The following is a 15,583-nucleotide window of genomic DNA, read 5'->3' on the forward strand; positions in this document are numbered from 1 at the left end:
TCAGACTCCCCTGGGTTGGGCGCGCAGCGCGGCAAGTTCGGCGCGCAGCTGGTTGAGTTCGGCCGCCATCGGGCGGATCGCGGCAGAAATTTCGGCTTCGGTGAAGCGCGGGGTAATGTGCTGCGAGCAATTCCATTCCCAGCCGATGACATCGACGAAGAAGGTGCGCTCGGGCGTCGCGCGATAGCCCTGGGGCATCAGCGCGGTGACCGCGGCGGGATCGTCGGCAAGCTCGACGATGCTGGCATGACCGACGAGTTTCAGCCGGTCGCGGTTCGGATAATCCATGAGGAACAGCGACACGCGGTCGTTGCCCGCGAGGTTCGCGGTGCTGATATATTGCTTGTTGCCGCGATAATCGGCGAAACCGATGCGGTTGCCCGAAATGTGCCGCAGGAAACCGGCCGGGCCGCCGCGATGCTGCATATAGGGCCAGCCCTCGGCATTGACGCTCGCCATATAGAAGCTGTCGCGCTGCGCGATGAAAGCGATTTCCTTGGCGGTCAGTTCATCGGGGGTGCCGTCGGCACCGGCGTCCATTTTCAGATAGGACGCGCGCGAGCCATGGCGCTCCTGCAAGGCCTTGACCGCATCGTCGAACAGCGTGTGCCGGTAGTTGCGTGCCATAGTCCTGCCTCCAACGGGTCAGCGAACAGAGGCCTTTCGGGTGAGAGGGGGACCGCCTCCGTTCGCAGCATCGATGTGGGATATTGCGATGGATGTGATAATCAGCGAAGATTGAACATCTTAATTCCGATAAATGGAATAATCATGGACCGGTTGCTGACGCTGAAAATGTTCGTCGCGGTGGCGAGCGAGGGCGGATTTGCCGCGGCGGCGCGCAAGCTCGGCAGCTCGCCGCCCGCCGTCACGCGGGGGATCGCGGCGCTCGAGGCGCGGTTGGCGACGACACTGTTCCATCGCTCGACGCGCGCGGTCGCGCTGACCGATGCCGGCGCGGCATTTCTGGGTGAGGCGCAGCGCATCCTGGCCGATCTGGCAGGCGCCGAGCGCGCGCTGCGCGGTGCCGCGGCGGCGCCGAGCGGCCAGCTCCACCTGACCGCACCGGTGATGTTCGGGCGGCTGCACGTGCTGCCGGTGGTCGATGCGATGATGAGCGAGCACCGCGACCTCGCCGTGCGGATGATGCTCGTCGACCGCAATGTCCGCATCGTCGAGGAAGGGATCGACGTGGCGGTGCGGATCGGCGCGCTTTCCGATTCGGGGCTGAAGGCGGTGCGGATCGGCCGGGTGCGGCAAACGCTGGTCGCGAGCCCCGCCTATCTGGCGCGCCGCGGCACGCCGCAGACGGTCGCCGAGCTCAAGGAGCACGAACTGATCGGCACGATGGGACCGCGCTGGACGACCGAGTGGCAGTTCGCCGGCACGCGCTGGCGGCTGCCCGCGCCGCCGCGGCTGATCGTCAACACCGTCGACGGCGCGCTCGCGGCGGCCGAGGCGGGGCGGGGGATTGCGAATCTCTTGTCCTATCAGACCGCCGAGGCGATCGACGCGGGGCGGCTGATCGCGCTGATGGAACGGGACCAGCCGCCCGAGCTGCCCGTCCATCTCCTGTTCGAACCGTCGCGCGCAGCGCTTCCCGCGGTGCGGCTGTTTATCGAAGCGATGCAGGCGCGGACGCGCATGGCCGGGCTGGGGTGAAGGGGAATGGCGGCTTTGGGTGGAGAGCGACCCGGACCCTCATTCCGTTCGTGTCGAGCGAAGTCGAGACACCCATCGACACCAAGCCTAGCCCGAGGGGCATCTCGACTTCGCTCGATGCGAACGTTGGAGAGCGCGGCAACGGCAACGACCGCCAACGACCTCACCCTCTCTTCCAATGAATCTCCTTGCCTTTGCGAATGTGTCGCACTAGCGGCAGCTCCGAAACAGGAGTTGATAATGAATCGCAAATGGCTCGTCGCCGCGCTGCTTTCGGGCGCGCTCCCCTTCCCGGCAATCGCGCAGGACGGTTTCCCCGTCGATGAAACCGTGGCGGGAGAAGCGAGCGATACGATCATTGTCACCGCCGCGCGCACCGTCCTGCCTCCGAATGCCCTGCCGTTGACGATCGAGGTGATCGACAAGGATGCGCTCGACCAGCAGGTCGCGATCTCGGGATCGGTCAGCGATGCCGTCGCGACGCTGTCCCCCAGCTTTTCGCCGACGCGTCAGAAGCTCTCGGGGGCGGGCGAGACGCTGCGCGGGCGCTCGCCGCTTTATGCGATCAACGGCATCCCCCAATCGACCCCGCTGCGCGACGGCAGCCGCGATGGTTTCACCATCGACGGCTTTTTCGTCGACCGGGTCGAACTGATTTTCGGATCGAACGCGCTGCAGGGGATCGGCGGCACCGGCGGCATCGTCAATCAGGTGACCGTTGGCGCGCCCGCCGAAGAGGGCCTGTCGGGCCGCGCGCTGCTCCAGGCGACCGCCGATAACGACCTGTCCGACGAAGGCATGGGCGGCAAGGTCGCGGGCCTCGTCCAGTATAAGGCGGGGCGCTTCGACGCCTCGGTCGGCGCCGCATGGGAACGCCGCGGCGTCTTTTTCGACGGCGAGGGCCGACCGGTCGGGATCAACCTGACGCAGGGCGAAACGCAGGATTCCGAAACCCTCTCCCTGTTCGGCCGCTTCGGCTATGCAGTGACCGACACGATGCGGCTCGACCTGATCGCCAGCCGTTTCGAACTGGAGGGCGACGGCGACTATGAGGTCGTCGCGGGCAATCGCGCGACTGGCCTGCCGACCAGCCAGCAACGCGGCACCCCGCCGGGCGTCCCCGCAACGGCGCGCACCGAAAGCCTCGCGCTGTCGCTGACCGATACCGACCTTGGCGGCGGCAATTTCGTCAGCCAGATTTTCTGGAACCGCAGCCGCGACACCTTCGGCGGCGAACCCAATCCGATTGCGACCTTTCAGGACCCGGCGATTGCGCCCGTCGGCACATTGTTCGACCAGTCGCAGAACCGCAGCCGCAAATATGGCGGCAAGCTCAGCTATGAGCGCGCGGTGCCGGGGCTGGAGGCGCTGACGCTAATCGCGGGATTCGACGCGCTGTGGGATTCGACCGAGCAGCGGCTGATCGCGACCGATCGCGCATGGGTGCCGCCCACCGATTTCCGCAGCCTTGCCCCGTTTGGACAGGCGAACCTGAAGCTTGCCGGCGGCCTGGTCCGCCTTGCGGGTGGCGCGCGATATGAAAATGTAAAGATCACGATCGACGATTACACGACGCTTGCTTCGGCGGGCCGCACGTTCGTGTCGGGCGGCAGCCCGACCTTCGACGACGTGCTGCTCAACGGCGGCATGATTATCGAGCCGATCGCGGGCATCCGCGCCTATGCCAGCTACGCCGAAGGCTACACCGTCCCCGACGTCGGCCGGATCACCCGTGCCGTGAGCACCCCGGGCGTGGATATCGACAATTTCCTCGATATTTCGCCGATCGTGTCGAACAACCGCGAACTGGGGGTCGAGGTGAAGCGGGGTCCGCTCGATGCCAGCGCAACCTATTTCTGGTCGTCGAGCACCAAGGGACAATTGCTCATCGCCCGGCCCGACGGGATTTTCGACGTCGTGCGCCAGCGCGTCGAAATCGAAGGGCTGGAAATCAATCTGGCCGTCAAGCTGCCGATCGAGGGGCTGACGCTGTCGGCAGGCTATGCCCACATCAATGGCCGTTTCGACAATGACGGTGATGGCGTGGTCGAAACCGACCTCGACGGCGCGAATATCTCGCCCGACCGGCTCAACCTCGCCGCCGCCTATGCCAGCGGCCCCTTTTCGGCGCGCGTGCAGACGCAATTCTATCTGGCGCGCACCTTCCGCGGCCCGAACCGCGACGCGCGCAACGATTTCGAGGGCTATAATCTGACCGACGCGATCGTCCGCTATCAGACCGTTTTCGGCGGGGTCAGCTTCGCGGTGTCGAACCTGTTCGATAAGCAGTATATCAGCTACGCGAGCGACACTCAGCGGCCGACCGACAATTTCTTCAACTTCGCGGGTCGCGGACGCAGCTTCACGCTGGGATGGGATTATCGCTTCTGATGATGAAGCTGCTCGACACGCTGCACCGCTGGACGGGGGGGCTGATCGGGCTCGTGCTCGCGCTGCTCGGCCTGTCGGGCACGATCCTGCTTTACGAGCATCTGTGGATCGGCGTGCCGGGCACGGGCGATCCGCTGCGCGGCGATCTTGCGACCGTCGCGGCGACCACCGAAAAGCTGATGGCGACGCCGGGCGCTGAGGGCATCATCTATGCCGACGAACGCTTCGGGCTGCACCAGCTGCGGTTCGGGGAAGGTGCGGGCGCCTACGCCAGCCAGTCGGGCGAGATTGCGGCGCGCTGGGCGAGCCAGTGGGAGCGGCCCGAGCTGTGGATCTTCGATTTCCACCACCATCTCTTCGCCGGCGACAGCGGGGAGTGGGTGATCGGCATCGCGGGGCTTGCCGGGTTATTCTTCATCATCAGCGGCGCGATCCTGTGGTGGCGCACGCGGCGGACCTTTCAGCTTCGCCTGTGGCCCAAAAGGATGAGCCGTCCGTCGATTCTGATGCATCACCGCGACCTCGGTATCGTCGTCGCGCCACTCCTGCTGATCTCGATCGTCACCGGCACGATGATGATCTTTCGCCCGTTTGCCTTGGGCGTGGTCGCTCCCTTCGGCTTGCCCGCCGAAACCGCCCGGGCGCTCGAACCGCCGAAATACCAGGGCGGCCCGCTCGCCGGAAAGCCCGATTACACCGCGATGCTCGCGAAAGCGCACCGCCGCTTCCCCGACGCCGAATTCCGCATTCTCAGCCTGCCGCGCAAGGATGGCGATCCGATCAGCCTGCGCATGAAGCAGCCCGCCGAATGGCTGCCCAACGGCCGCACGACCTTATGGTTCGACGCCGCGACGGGTGAAGTCCTCGGCGCGCGCGATGCCCTTGCGATGCCCGGCGGCGCGCAGGCGTTCAACATGGCCTTCCCGATCCACGCGTCAAAGGTCGGCGGCTGGGCGTGGCGCAGCCTGCTCACTTTGTCGGGCCTAGCCCTGACGATGCTCGGCAGCTTTGCGGTGTGGACCTTCTGGTTCCGGCGACCAAAGCGCGTCCGCCCCCGCACCCGCACCGCGTACGCCGCCGGCTAGCATCGTGCCCCGTTCATTTCCCAGCCCGTCCTTCGATATGCAATTAGTTAGGAATTGACCTAAGTATTGATCCAGGTTAGGCGAGCGTCCGGAAAGGATGCCGCCATGTCAAAAGTCCAACCCGACGCCCCGGTCACGACTGCACCGAAGATGATTGACGGGATTTTTCGCGCCCTTGCCGACCCGACGCGGCGCGACGTGCTCGAACGCCTGAGCGTTCGCCCGACATCGGTCAGCGACCTCGCCTCCGCGCACGCGATGGCGCTTCCTTCCTTTCTCGAACATCTGAAGATTCTCGAAGCCTGCGGGCTGGTCAGCTCGCGCAAGGTCGGCCGCGTCCGGACCTACAGTCTGGCGCCCGACCGGCTCCGCGTGGCGGAGGACTGGCTCGGAACGCAGCGCCGCCTTTGGGAAGGACGGCTCGAACGCATGGAAACCTATCTGCTCAAGCTCAAAAAGGAAGACAAGCAATGACCGTCTCGTTTCCGTCGATTGACCCCGATCTCGATCTTGTGCTCGATCGCGAGATCGACGTGCCCGTCGAACTCGTCTGGAAAGTCTGGACGACCCCGGAGCATCTGAAACACTGGTTCGTTCCCAAGCCCTGGTCGGTCGCCGACTGTATGATCGACCTGCGCCCGGGCGGCGCGTTCAACACGACGATGCGCTCGCCCGAAGGGGAGGAATTTCCCAACAGCGGCTGCTATCTCGAAGTCGTGCCCTTCGAGCGCCTGATCTTCACCGACGCGCTGTTGCCGGGATTCCGGCCGGCGCCCGCACCCTTCTTCACCGCCGGACTGTTCCTGACCCCGCAAGGATCGGGAACACGCTACAAGGCGATCGCCCTTCACGGCGATTCGGCTGCGCGGCAGAAGCATGAAGAGATGGGCTTCCACGACGGCTGGGGCACGGTCGTCGGCCAGATGGTCGATTATATCAAGGCGATGTGAGCAATGGAGCGAACCGATAACAGCCGCCTGCTCCGGGCCGGCATCGCAGCGGGATGCCTGTTCTTCGTGGTGACGATCGTCGAGATTTTCGCGCGCCCGGGATTCGATATCGCGCGCCACGCGATCAGTATGCTCAGCCTCGGTCCGCGCGGCTGGGTGATGAAGGTCACCTTCATCGCCTCGGGCCTGCTCGTCCTCGCCTGCGCGCTCGGGCTGCGCCGTGCCTCGGCGCGGGTCGCGGGGCCGGTGCTCGTCACCCTCTATGGTGCGGGGTTGATCCTTGCGGGTCTGTTCGACGCGCCGCCGGGGCTCGGCTTTCCGCCCGGCACCGCCGCAGACATGCAGCCGGTGATGACGACCGGGGCGATCATCCACAGCGTGGCCTTCATGCTCGCTTTCGGGTCGCTGATCCTTGCCTGCTTCGTTTTTGCTTTCACTTTCTGGCGAGGCGGTGCCCGCGGCGCGGCGGCGCTGTCGGTGCTTGCGGGCTTGACGATGCCGGTGCTTATTCAGCTGGGAATGGCGGGGATCATCGTAACCGGCGTCGCCTTCTATCTGGCCGCCATGCTTGCTTGGGTCTGGCTCGGCTGGGTCGCACGCAGGCATCGCTGATCGAGGAAGCCGGGATCACACTTTCCTATTTGCGGGGCAGCCCTATATCCTGCCCCACCCATGACCCGCGCCCGCGTCCTCCTGCTCACCGCCGCCCTCGGCCCGCTCGACTATCGCGTGCCGCAGGGCGCCGAGGCGCCGCTCGGCAGCGTCGTGATCGCGCCGCTGGGGCCACGGCGGATGGGCGGCGTGGTGTGGGAAGATGAAAGCTTCGGCGCGCCCGAGCCGGTCGGCGACAACCGGCTGCGCAACCTTTACGAAATCGTGCCGGTGCCGCCGGTTCCCGCGCCGCTGCGCCGTCTCGTCGAATGGACGAGCGATTATTATCTCGCGCCGCCGGGATCGGTGCTGCGCATGGTGCTTCCCGGGGTCGCCTTTGCCGACGCGCGGCGCCCGATCGTCGAATATCGCGCGACGGGCGAGCTGCCCGCCCGCATGACGCCGCAGCGAACGGTGGCGCTTGAAAGGATCGGCACGCGGCAGGGGATCGTACGCGAACTAGCGGCGATGGCGGAGGTCAGCGAGGCGGTGATCCGCGGGCTCGTCCAGACCGGCGCGCTCGAAGCCATAAGCGTATCGGCCGACCAGCCCTATCCCGAACCCGACAGCGGCTTTGCCCCGCCCGACCTGTCGGATGAGCAGACCGCCGCCGCCGGGCAGCTTCGCAGCGCGGTTGCAGCGGGCAAGTTCGACACGCTGCTGCTCGACGGCGTCACCGGATCGGGAAAGACCGAAGTCTATATGGAGGCGATCGCCGCCGCGATCGACGCGGGCCAGCAGGCGCTCGTGCTGCTCCCCGAAATCGCGCTCACCGAACCGATGCTGACGCGCTTTGCTGCGCGTTTCGGCTGCGAGCCGGTGGCGTGGCACAGCGGGCTGCGCTCCACCGAGCGGCGGCGAGCCTGGCACGCCATCGCCCGCGGCGAGGCGAAGATTATCGTCGGCGCGCGCTCGGCACTGTTCCTCCCCTACGCCAATCTCGGCGTCATCGTCGTCGATGAAGCGCACGAGACGAGCTTCAAGCAGGAGGACGGCGTCCATTATCACGCGCGCGATGTCGCGGTGATGCGCGGGCATTTCGAGGGGTTGCCGGTGGTGCTCGCGAGCGCAACTCCGGCGCTCGAAAGCCTTGCGATGGTCGAGGCGGGGCGATACCGCCATATCGTGCTGCCCGCGCGCTTCGGCGGCGCCACCCTGCCCGACCTTGCCGCGATCGACATGCGCGCCGACCCGCCCGACCGCGGCCGCTGGCTCGCGCCGCCGCTCGTCGATGCGCTCGCCGACCGGCTCGCAAAGGGCGAGCAGAGCCTGCTGTTTCTCAACCGCCGCGGCTTCGCGCCGCTGACGCTCTGCCGCACCTGCGGCCACCGCATCCAGTGCCCCAATTGCACCGCGTGGATGGTCGAGCACCGCCTCGTCCACCGCCTCGCCTGCCACCATTGCGGGCATGTGATGCCGCCGCCGCGCCTCTGTCCCGAGTGCGAGGACGAAGACAGCCTCGTCGCCTGCGGCCCCGGCGTCGAGCGCGTCGCCGACGAGGTCGCGCTGCGTTTTCCCGAAGCGCGCACCGCAGTCGTCACCAGCGACACCCTATGGTCGCCCGCAAAAGCCGCCGAGTTTGTGGGCAATGTCGAGGGCGGGCTGGTCGACATCATCATCGGCACCCAGCTCGTCACCAAAGGCTATCATTTCCCGAACCTCACCCTCGTCGGCGTGGTCGATGCCGACCTTGGCCTCGACGGCGGCGACCTGCGCGCCTCCGAGCGGACTTTCCAGCAGATCGCGCAGGTGGCGGGACGCGCGGGGCGCGGGGTGAAGCCCGGCGAGGTGCTGATCCAGACGCGGGTTCCAGAGGCGCCGGTGATGGCCGCGCTCGTCGCCAACGACCGCGACGGTTTCTACGCCGCCGAGGCCGCGGCACGGAAATTCGCAGGCGCGCCGCCCTATGGCCGCTTCGCCGCGCTGGTCATTTCGTCGGAGGACATCGAGGTCGCGCGCGGCGTCGCGCAGCGGCTGGGGGCGAAGGCCCCCGTCGCCGAAGGCCTCGCCGTCTATGGCCCTGCCCCCGCCCCGCTCGCGATGCTGCGCGGCCGCCACCGCTTCCGTCTGCTCCTTCACGCGCCGCGCAGTTTCGACCTGCAAGGCACCATCCGCACCTGGGTAAGCAGCATCGACTGGCCCGCAAAAGCCCGGCTCGCGATCGACGTCGATCCCTATAGTTTCGTTTAAGCACCTGTCCTTGAAGGATGATCCGTTTCCGAAGAATCGGGACGGTCGAGTGCTCCACCACGTCCGCCTCCTTGCCGATCAATAATCGGGCTCGGCGCCGCCCAGCACCTGCGCCGCCTGCGCTTCCAGCCATGCCATCGCCGCTGCCCATGGCTGGTGCCCGTGGCTGATCCGCGCGACGCCGAGTTCGGCGAGTTCGCGGTGGGTCGGGCCGCCCTTGCCACGCAGGATGTTCACCGGCAGCGGCGAGGCGTCGCAGATTGCGCCGATGCACTTCGGGTCGAGCAGGAAGGGCACGAACAGCGACCCCGCGCCGGCATCGGCATAAGCGCGTGCGCGCTCGAGCGTCGCGGCGACGAGCGCATCGCCGTCCGTCGCGGCGTCCTGCCCGCGAAATGTGTCGCAGCGCGCGTTGACAAAGATGCCGGTGTCGGCCGCGGCGCGGTATCGCGCCGCCGCTTCGGCGAGGGGCAGGAGGTCGGACTGACCGGGCAGCCGGTCCTCCATATTGATCCCCGCGGCACCGGCTTCCCGAGCGCGGCCGACTGAAACGCCGACCGCCGCGGGATCGGCGCCATAGCCCGACTCCATATCGATCGTGACCGGCAGGTCGGTCACCGACAGGATGCGGTCCAGATTTTCGAACACATCCTCGAGCGGGAAATCCTCGCCGTCGGCGCGTCCCTGTGCGCCCGCGACGCCGAAACTGCCCGTCGCGATCGCTTTAGCACCCGCCGCGGCAACCGCCTTCGCGCTTCCCGCATCCCAGATATTGACGAGGATCAACGGGTCGCCGGGGATGTGCAGCGCGCGAAACCGGGCAATCATGTCAGTCATGCGAAAAACTCCTTGGGTGGTTGATCGGCGCAGAAGCCGCCGGCGCGGCATATCGCTTCCGGCCGCGCTGCGCTTTCAAAATTCGTCGAGCCGGCGCTGGCCCGGCGCACCTTCGCGGCGGAGCAGCTCGTCCTTGATCGGCAGGCCATAGGCATAGCCGCCCAGCGTGCCGTCGCTGCGCACGACGCGGTGGCAGGGGATGAGCACGGCGACATTGTTCGCGCCGTTCGCGCTGCCCGCCGCGCGCACCGCCTTGGGCTTGCCGACCGCGGCGGCGATTTCGGCATAGCTGCGCGTTTCGCCCGCCGGAATCCTGCGCAGTTCGCGCCACACCGCCTCTTGAAACGCAGTCCCTTTCACGTCGATCGGGATATGGTCGAACCCATGCGTCGGCGCCTCGACGGCTTCGATTACCTGCGACAGAAGCGCTGCAAATTCTTCGCCGCCCTCGACCAGCGTGGCGGCGGGGAAACGCTCCTCGAGCGCCTCGCGCCCTTCCGCGAAGCTTAGGCGGCACACGCCCTTGTCGGTCGCCGCGACGAGCATGTCGCCCAGGCTCGTCGGCACGACCGCCCAATGGATTTGGGCGCCCTTGCCGCCATTGACCCATGCCGAAGCCGTCATTCCCATGCGTCCCTCCATATTGTCATAGAATCGCGACGGCCCCGAAAAGCCCGCGTCGTAAATCGCGTCGGTGACCCGCGCCCCCTCGCTGAGTGCCGTCCGTGCACGCTCCTCGCGCAGCGCGCGGGCGTAGGCGGCGGGCGACAGGCCGGTGTGGCGGGTAAAGACGCGCTGAAAATGCGTCGGCGAATAGCCGGTGCGCGCGGCGAGGTCGGCGAGCGCGAGGGGTTCCTCGCTTTGCTTGATCGCGGCGATCGCCTTGAGCACTGCCGCCTCATCGCGTCCGACGTCGTCGGGCAGACAGCGCTTGCACGGCCGCAACCCGATCGCGCGCGCGCCGGCGCCGTCCTGAAAGAAACGGACATTTTCGCGCAGCGGCTGCCGCGCGCCGCAGCTGGGGCGGCAATAGATGCCGGTGGTCAGCACCCCGACGATGAAGCGCCCGTCATATGCCTTGTCGCGGCGGCACATCACCGCCCAACGATCGTCGTCGGTCATCGTCTCGAAGCTCATGCCACGTCCCTTTGCACACGTGCCGCAAAGCAGCCGTGCGCCGCATTGTGCGCATCGATATAGGCGATGGCATCGTCGGCGAACAGGTCGCGGATCGCGCCATCGGCCTCGCCCGGCGCCGCAATGGTTGCGTTATTCAGCATCCCGTCGGCGCCGAAAGCACGGAGCGCGATCGGCCGCCCCTCGAACACCGGCGGCACTGCATCGCGCCAGGTCGTCGCCTCGACGTTCGCGCGGACATAGATGGCATAGGCGCTGCGATAGGGCGTTTCGACGTCGTGGCTGACGTGGTGGAGCAGGATCAGCTCCTCGCCCGCTTTTGCATCCTCCAGGCTGATCCGGCAGGGAAAGCCGCGATCGGCCGCCGCGGTGACGCGCAGCGCATGGTTCGCAGCAAGCTCGGCGTCGTCCATCGCGAACAATGGGGCAAAGAGGTCAGGGGAGAGCCCGCTAATCATATAGGTCATTGGAACGTCCTTTCGCTCGTTGCACCATTGATGCCAGCGCGGCGGACAAAGCGCGTCCCGATGCTTGCGTTCAAAACTCGCTCGACTAGTCTGCTGCGCCATGACCCGCTTCCTCGCGCTGCTACTCGCCCTCTTCACCCTCGCCCTTCCCGCGCGCGCCGCCGACGACATCAGCGCGGCGTCGCGCAGCGTCGTGCGCGTCGTCACCGTCGCGATGATCGACGGCGAGGTCGTGGGGTTCGGCCATGGCAGCGGCATCGCCATTTCGCCGACGCGCATCGTCACCAACGCGCATGTCGTCGAATCGGCCGCGCGCTATCCGGGCAATGTTGCGCTGGGCGTTGTGCCGTCGGAGGGACAAAAGAGCTTCGCGGGAAAGCTGATCGCCATCGACGCCGCGCGCGACCTTGCGCTCATCGAGATTACCGAGGGGCGCCTGCCCGCCGCCGCCATCTATACCGGACCGCTCGATTCGGGCGCCGATGTCGTCGCGCTCGGCTATCCGGGCAATGTCGACCTGGCGACCGCGCGCAGCGCCAACGACTATATCACCCCGCGCACGCCGACGCGCAGCGAGGGCAATTTTTCGAACATGCAGGCGGTCGACCGGATCGCCATGCTGATCCACACCGCAAAAATTTCGCGCGGCAATTCGGGCGGGCCGCTCGTCGACCAGTGCGGACGCATTGTCGGGATCAACACCGCGATCACCCGCGCCGACGACGGCGATTCGCCCTTTGCCTTTGCGATCGCCGGGCGCGAGCTGACGCGCTTCCTCGCCGATGCGGGGCAGCAATACACGGGCATCGGCACCCCCTGCCTGTCGCTGGCCGAGGCCGATGCCCGCGAACGCGCGGCGATCGAGGCCGAGGCGCGCGCCGACGCCGCCGCCAATGCCGCGCGCGACGCCGCGGCAAAGCTCGACCGCGAGCTCAAGCAGGCGCGCGCCGAAGAGGATGCGCTGGCGGCGCGCGAGAATCGCATCGCGATCGCGGGGGTATTGTTCGTCATCGGTGCGCTCGGGGCTGGGGCGGGGCTGCTGTTCTACAGCCAGCGGAACATGCGCAATGCAAAGATCGCGGGCGGCGGCGGCGCCGCGCTGATGCTCGTTGCGGCGGTGCTGTTCGTGACCCGCCCCGACGCGCGCGCCGACATCACCGATAATGCACAGCCGACTTCAGCTGCCGCCGCGCCGAAACTCGCCGAGGGCAGCTTCCTCTGCACGATCCGCACCGATCGCAGCCGTATCACCGTGTCGTCGACCACCGACGTGCCGATCACGATTCGCGCGGGCGGGTGCGTCAACGACCGCACCCAATATACGCAGGGGCCGGACGACCGCTGGCAGCGCATTCTGGTGCCGAACGAGGAAGCGACCGTCACCGTCGCGTCGATCGATGCCGCCGGGCGCAACTATCGCGTAGACCGATACCTGCTCGATGCCGAAACGATGGCGCGCGCGCGCGAAATCCGCGCAGGGAACACGCTGCACGGCTGTTCGATCGATCCCGATGCGCTGGCGAACCTTGCTGCGCAGCAGGATGCGATCCGCAGCGCGCTTCCCACCGAGCCCAACGAACGTCTCGTCTATCGCTGCCAGCCCGTCGCCGCCGGGGCAAAGGCGTCAAGCGGCGGCTGATGCCTTCAGCCGCCAGCTCGCGCCGGGGGAAATCCAAAGGAACTCAGCCATCATCTCGCCGGCGAACTGGCCGTCGACGGTGCTGACGTCGAGCCGCATATCGTCACCTGCACGGCTGTAGTTGAATGCGCAATGCTTGCGGTTCCACAGCGCGTCGAGCAATTCCTGGCGGTAGCGGATATACAGCCGGTCGTTCTTGACCGCGGCGTGCGGCGCGCGCAGTTGGACTATGCGATAGCTTGCCATATGCGCGTCGTTGACAACGCCGCACATGCCGCCCTTTTCGGGCCGCAGCGTCATGCGCGCTTCGGCTGCCAACCCCATCTCGTTGCTGATCGCGGTCACGGAGCGCATTTCGGCGACCCCGTCGGCGCGTACGCTGTACCAAGTCATGATACGGCAAGTGCGTGCGTCGGGGTCGGGCTCGTGGCACTGGACCTTTCCCGCGCGCGCGGGGGCGAGCGGGTCGGCGACCGGCCTCCACATAGGATCGAGATCGAACGCGCTACCCGACAATAGCAGCAATGCGGCGGCAAACGACATCTGAGGCCCTTTCAGCCCATCAGGCTGGACCCGAGAGGTTGAAAAGAGGTTATCCCCCGCACGCCCTGAACAGCATCAGCGTGCGCTCGCGCGCCAGGTCCGCGCTCGGCTCATGATAATCTTTGCGGCGATCGCTGTTGAACCCATGCCCCGCCTCATAAACGAAGACCTGCGCGGTCGGGTGATCCTTCGCGATCAGCGCTTCGACCCCCTCCATCGGGATGCCACCGTCGAAGCGGCCGAAATGGGCGATGGTCGCGCAGCGCGGCGCCTCGTCCTTGAACATCGTCGGCACTAGGCTGCCGTAATAGGAGGATGCCGCCGCGAGATCGGGGCTGATCTGGGCCATCCGCCACGCGACCGACCCGCCATAGCAATAGCCAGTGATGAACACCGGACCCCCAAAACCATTTGAGCCCTTGAGCGCGTCGATGCAGGTCTGCGCGTCCTTCAGGCTCTGTTCGAACGGGTGCAGCTCGCGCGCGAGCTCAATCGCGCGCTCGAACTGCGGCCCTGAATAGTCGCTCTCGAACCCCGGATGCTCGCGGTCGAACAAGGCAGGGCTCAGCACCTCGTAACCGTCGGCGGCATATTCGTCGCAGAGCTCGCGAATATGCTCGGTGACGCCGAAGATTTCCTGAACGAGTACTAGGCCGCCGCGGCGTTCGCCGATGGGTTGCGCGTGATAGACAGCGATTTCGGCGCCATCGTCCATCGTCATTCGAATCATTTTGCCCATGATCGCAGCTTCTCCCTTGATAGCCGCCATGATGGGTGCAACGACCAGCACCATGCAATGGAGAAACTCTTTCGTCGCCATCGTCACTTTCGCCGGCGCGACAGCTTGTTCGCCAGCTCCGGCAGAAAAGCCCAAACGCGCCGACAAGCCCGCGCTAGAGGCGAAGGCGGTTGCTGCGTGCGAATGCGAGATCGCCCGGGGCACGGGCCAAAGCCCCGATTGCTGGCGCAGCTACAAAGCGGCCATCGAGCCCTTTCGACCAAAAGGCGAAGAAGATTTGACTGGCTACGCTTCAGCCTGCGCACCAGTATCAACCGAGGTCGACTGCCTGAAAGACGCAGATGGCGAATTCTGTATTGCAACCGGCTATAGTGTGAACGGTGCCGATCTTGCCGAGCCGCGGCTTTGTCGGCAGGCTGAAGCGAAGGCGGTTGAAAACGCAATCAACGCCCTGCATCACAAGGTCGGCACCGGTGGCGAATGGGATAGGGATAAAGCCCGACGGGTAGCCGAAGAAGCCATCGCTGCCGCGCGTGCAGGCAAAGCTTCGCGCCCTTCGGCTTCTTCCGACGGGTGCATCTAACCCCCGCCTTGCATTGCGCCAAAATCGTTGCTACGCGCGCCCCGACTTTGCAGCGGGGGGCATTTTCGGATGCCGGGCAAATCCGCGCAGCCATCCCCCTTGGGATCGAAGAAAAGGACTTTCGCGCGTGGAGAATTCCGGCGGCATTCAGGGCAACATAACGGCGGGCCTCGCGGGCCGCTATGCCAGCGCGCTGTTCGATCTGGCGCGCGAATCGAATGCGATCGACGCGGTTCGGAAAAGCCTGTCCGACCTCCGCGCCGGTCTCGCCGAATCGGCCGACCTGTCGGCGCTGATCGCAAGCCCGGTTGTCGGCCGCACCGAAGCCGCCAAGGCCATCGAAGCCGTCGCGAAAGCGATGAAGCTCGATTCGCTGACCACCAAATTCCTGGGCGTTCTCGCCGAGAACCGCCGCCTCGCCGATCTGCCGCGCATGATCGACGCGTTCGACGCGATTGTCGCCGATCACCGCGGCGAAGTGACGGCCAAGGTCACCAGCGCACACCCGCTGACCCCCGCGCAGCTCAAAGATCTGACCGCGAACCTCAAATCCCGTGTCGGCCGCGACGTCTCCGTCGCGGCGACCGTCGATCCCGCCATCCTCGGCGGCCTCGTCGTCCAGCTGGGCAGCCAGCTGATCGACGGCAGCATCCGTACCCGTCTCAACAGTTTCGCCCAGGCGATGAAGGGCTGAAAGCCCGACGCCAAA

The 15,583-nt window shown here is 66.4% G+C and carries 16 protein-coding genes; 10 read left to right on the plus strand and 6 right to left on the minus strand.

The window, feature by feature from the left end; all coding sequences use genetic code 11:
* Positions 1–627, minus strand: coding sequence for a pyridoxamine 5'-phosphate oxidase family protein (locus VSX77_RS05950; RefSeq protein ID WP_338426734.1), 627 nt, complete (start codon positions 625–627; stop codon positions 1–3).
* Between the two features lie 144 nt (positions 628–771).
* Here VSX77_RS05950 and VSX77_RS05955 point away from each other — a divergent pair, with 144 nt between their 5' ends.
* The 7 genes from VSX77_RS05955 to VSX77_RS05985 all read left to right on the plus strand — a co-directional run bounded on the left by VSX77_RS05955 (position 772) and on the right by VSX77_RS05985 (position 8,929).
* On the plus strand, positions 772–1,662 hold the full coding sequence (locus tag VSX77_RS05955) for a LysR family transcriptional regulator (protein WP_338426735.1): 891 nt from the start codon (positions 772–774) through the stop codon (positions 1,660–1,662).
* 240 nt (positions 1,663–1,902) lie between these two features.
* On the plus strand, positions 1,903–4,053 hold the full coding sequence (locus VSX77_RS05960; protein WP_338426736.1) for a TonB-dependent receptor: 2,151 nt from the start codon (positions 1,903–1,905) through the stop codon (positions 4,051–4,053).
* A gap of 2 nt (positions 4,054–4,055) precedes the next feature.
* Positions 4,056–5,138, plus strand: coding sequence for a PepSY-associated TM helix domain-containing protein (locus tag VSX77_RS05965; protein WP_338427226.1), 1,083 nt, complete (start codon positions 4,056–4,058; stop codon positions 5,136–5,138).
* Positions 5,139–5,243: 105 nt separating this feature from the next.
* A complete protein-coding gene (locus VSX77_RS05970) occupies positions 5,244–5,612 on the plus strand; it encodes an ArsR/SmtB family transcription factor (RefSeq protein ID WP_338426737.1) in 369 nt (122 codons plus the stop codon).
* Entirely contained in the window at positions 5,609–6,088 is a 480-nt protein-coding gene (locus VSX77_RS05975) for an SRPBCC family protein (RefSeq protein ID WP_338426738.1), read from the plus strand. Before VSX77_RS05970 ends, VSX77_RS05975 begins: the two co-directional genes overlap by 4 nt.
* A 3-nt stretch (positions 6,089–6,091) precedes the next feature.
* Positions 6,092–6,700, plus strand: coding sequence for a DUF998 domain-containing protein (locus VSX77_RS05980; protein ID WP_338426739.1), 609 nt, complete (start codon positions 6,092–6,094; stop codon positions 6,698–6,700).
* A gap of 60 nt (positions 6,701–6,760) precedes the next feature.
* On the plus strand, positions 6,761–8,929 hold the full coding sequence (locus VSX77_RS05985) for a primosomal protein N' (RefSeq protein ID WP_338426740.1): 2,169 nt from the start codon (positions 6,761–6,763) through the stop codon (positions 8,927–8,929).
* A 78-nt stretch (positions 8,930–9,007) separates the two neighbouring features.
* On the opposite strand, the gene VSX77_RS05990 is transcribed toward VSX77_RS05985, so the two are convergent.
* The 3 genes from VSX77_RS05990 to VSX77_RS06000 all read right to left on the minus strand — a co-directional run bounded on the left by VSX77_RS05990 (position 9,008) and on the right by VSX77_RS06000 (position 11,370).
* Positions 9,008–9,766 carry an isocitrate lyase/PEP mutase family protein gene (locus VSX77_RS05990; RefSeq protein ID WP_338426741.1) on the minus strand — a complete coding sequence of 253 codons (759 nt, stop codon included), beginning with the start codon at positions 9,764–9,766 and terminating at the stop codon, positions 9,008–9,010.
* A 75-nt stretch (positions 9,767–9,841) separates the two neighbouring features.
* Complete coding sequence (gene ada / locus VSX77_RS05995) at positions 9,842–10,903, minus strand: bifunctional DNA-binding transcriptional regulator/O6-methylguanine-DNA methyltransferase Ada (RefSeq protein ID WP_338426742.1); 1,062 nt, start codon at positions 10,901–10,903, stop codon at positions 9,842–9,844.
* Positions 10,900–11,370, minus strand: coding sequence for a DUF1203 domain-containing protein (locus tag VSX77_RS06000; protein ID WP_338426743.1), 471 nt, complete (start codon positions 11,368–11,370; stop codon positions 10,900–10,902). The genes ada and VSX77_RS06000 overlap by 4 nt, the downstream gene beginning before the upstream one ends.
* 100 nt (positions 11,371–11,470) lie before the next feature.
* Between VSX77_RS06000 and VSX77_RS06005 the strand changes: the two genes are divergently transcribed.
* Positions 11,471–13,009, plus strand: a complete 1,539-nt coding sequence (locus VSX77_RS06005) for a S1C family serine protease (protein WP_338426744.1) — start codon at positions 11,471–11,473, stop codon at positions 13,007–13,009.
* On the opposite strand, the gene VSX77_RS06010 is transcribed toward VSX77_RS06005, so the two are convergent.
* Positions 12,995–13,552 carry a hypothetical protein gene (locus VSX77_RS06010; RefSeq protein ID WP_338426745.1) on the minus strand — a complete coding sequence of 186 codons (558 nt, stop codon included), beginning with the start codon at positions 13,550–13,552 and terminating at the stop codon, positions 12,995–12,997. The genes VSX77_RS06005 and VSX77_RS06010 overlap by 15 nt on opposite strands.
* A gap of 49 nt (positions 13,553–13,601) precedes the next feature.
* On the minus strand, positions 13,602–14,291 hold the full coding sequence (locus tag VSX77_RS06015; protein ID WP_338426746.1) for a dienelactone hydrolase family protein: 690 nt from the start codon (positions 14,289–14,291) through the stop codon (positions 13,602–13,604).
* On the opposite strand from VSX77_RS06015, the gene VSX77_RS06020 reads away from it, so the two are divergent.
* Positions 14,290–14,874, plus strand: coding sequence for a hypothetical protein (locus VSX77_RS06020; RefSeq protein WP_338426747.1), 585 nt, complete (start codon positions 14,290–14,292; stop codon positions 14,872–14,874). The genes VSX77_RS06015 and VSX77_RS06020 overlap by 2 nt on opposite strands.
* A gap of 127 nt (positions 14,875–15,001) precedes the next feature.
* A complete protein-coding gene (locus VSX77_RS06025; RefSeq protein ID WP_338426748.1) occupies positions 15,002–15,568 on the plus strand; it encodes a F0F1 ATP synthase subunit delta in 567 nt (188 codons plus the stop codon).
* Positions 15,569–15,583 lie beyond the last annotated feature (15 nt).

The sequence above is a fragment of the Sphingopyxis sp. TUF1 genome, from assembly GCF_036687315.1.
GTDB lineage: Bacteria > Pseudomonadota > Alphaproteobacteria > Sphingomonadales > Sphingomonadaceae > Sphingopyxis > Sphingopyxis kveilinensis.

What these genes read in the sequence shown, in the direction of transcription:
- VSX77_RS05955 (WP_338426735.1), top strand. Translation starts at nt 772, where the DNA reads ATGGACCGGTTGCTGACGCTGAAAATGTTCGTCGCGGTGGCGAGCGAG.
- ada (WP_338426742.1), bottom strand. Translation starts at nt 10,903, where the DNA reads ATGAGCTTCGAGACGATGACCGACGACGATCGTTGGGCGGTGATGTGC.
- VSX77_RS06010 (WP_338426745.1), bottom strand. Translation starts at nt 13,552, where the DNA reads ATGTCGTTTGCCGCCGCATTGCTGCTATTGTCGGGTAGCGCGTTCGAT.
- VSX77_RS05970 (WP_338426737.1), top strand. Translation starts at nt 5,244, where the DNA reads ATGTCAAAAGTCCAACCCGACGCCCCGGTCACGACTGCACCGAAGATG.
- VSX77_RS06015 (WP_338426746.1), bottom strand. Translation starts at nt 14,291, where the DNA reads ATGGGCAAAATGATTCGAATGACGATGGACGATGGCGCCGAAATCGCT.
- VSX77_RS05965 (WP_338427226.1), top strand. Translation starts at nt 4,056, where the DNA reads ATGAAGCTGCTCGACACGCTGCACCGCTGGACGGGGGGGCTGATCGGG.
- VSX77_RS05960 (WP_338426736.1), top strand. Translation starts at nt 1,903, where the DNA reads ATGAATCGCAAATGGCTCGTCGCCGCGCTGCTTTCGGGCGCGCTCCCC.
- VSX77_RS05980 (WP_338426739.1), top strand. Translation starts at nt 6,092, where the DNA reads ATGGAGCGAACCGATAACAGCCGCCTGCTCCGGGCCGGCATCGCAGCG.
- VSX77_RS05950 (WP_338426734.1), bottom strand. Translation starts at nt 627, where the DNA reads ATGGCACGCAACTACCGGCACACGCTGTTCGACGATGCGGTCAAGGCC.
- VSX77_RS05985 (WP_338426740.1), top strand. Translation starts at nt 6,761, where the DNA reads ATGACCCGCGCCCGCGTCCTCCTGCTCACCGCCGCCCTCGGCCCGCTC.
- VSX77_RS05975 (WP_338426738.1), top strand. Translation starts at nt 5,609, where the DNA reads ATGACCGTCTCGTTTCCGTCGATTGACCCCGATCTCGATCTTGTGCTC.
- VSX77_RS06005 (WP_338426744.1), top strand. Translation starts at nt 11,471, where the DNA reads ATGACCCGCTTCCTCGCGCTGCTACTCGCCCTCTTCACCCTCGCCCTT.
- VSX77_RS06000 (WP_338426743.1), bottom strand. Translation starts at nt 11,370, where the DNA reads ATGACCTATATGATTAGCGGGCTCTCCCCTGACCTCTTTGCCCCATTG.
- VSX77_RS05990 (WP_338426741.1), bottom strand. Translation starts at nt 9,766, where the DNA reads ATGACTGACATGATTGCCCGGTTTCGCGCGCTGCACATCCCCGGCGAC.
- VSX77_RS06020 (WP_338426747.1), top strand. Translation starts at nt 14,290, where the DNA reads ATGATCGCAGCTTCTCCCTTGATAGCCGCCATGATGGGTGCAACGACC.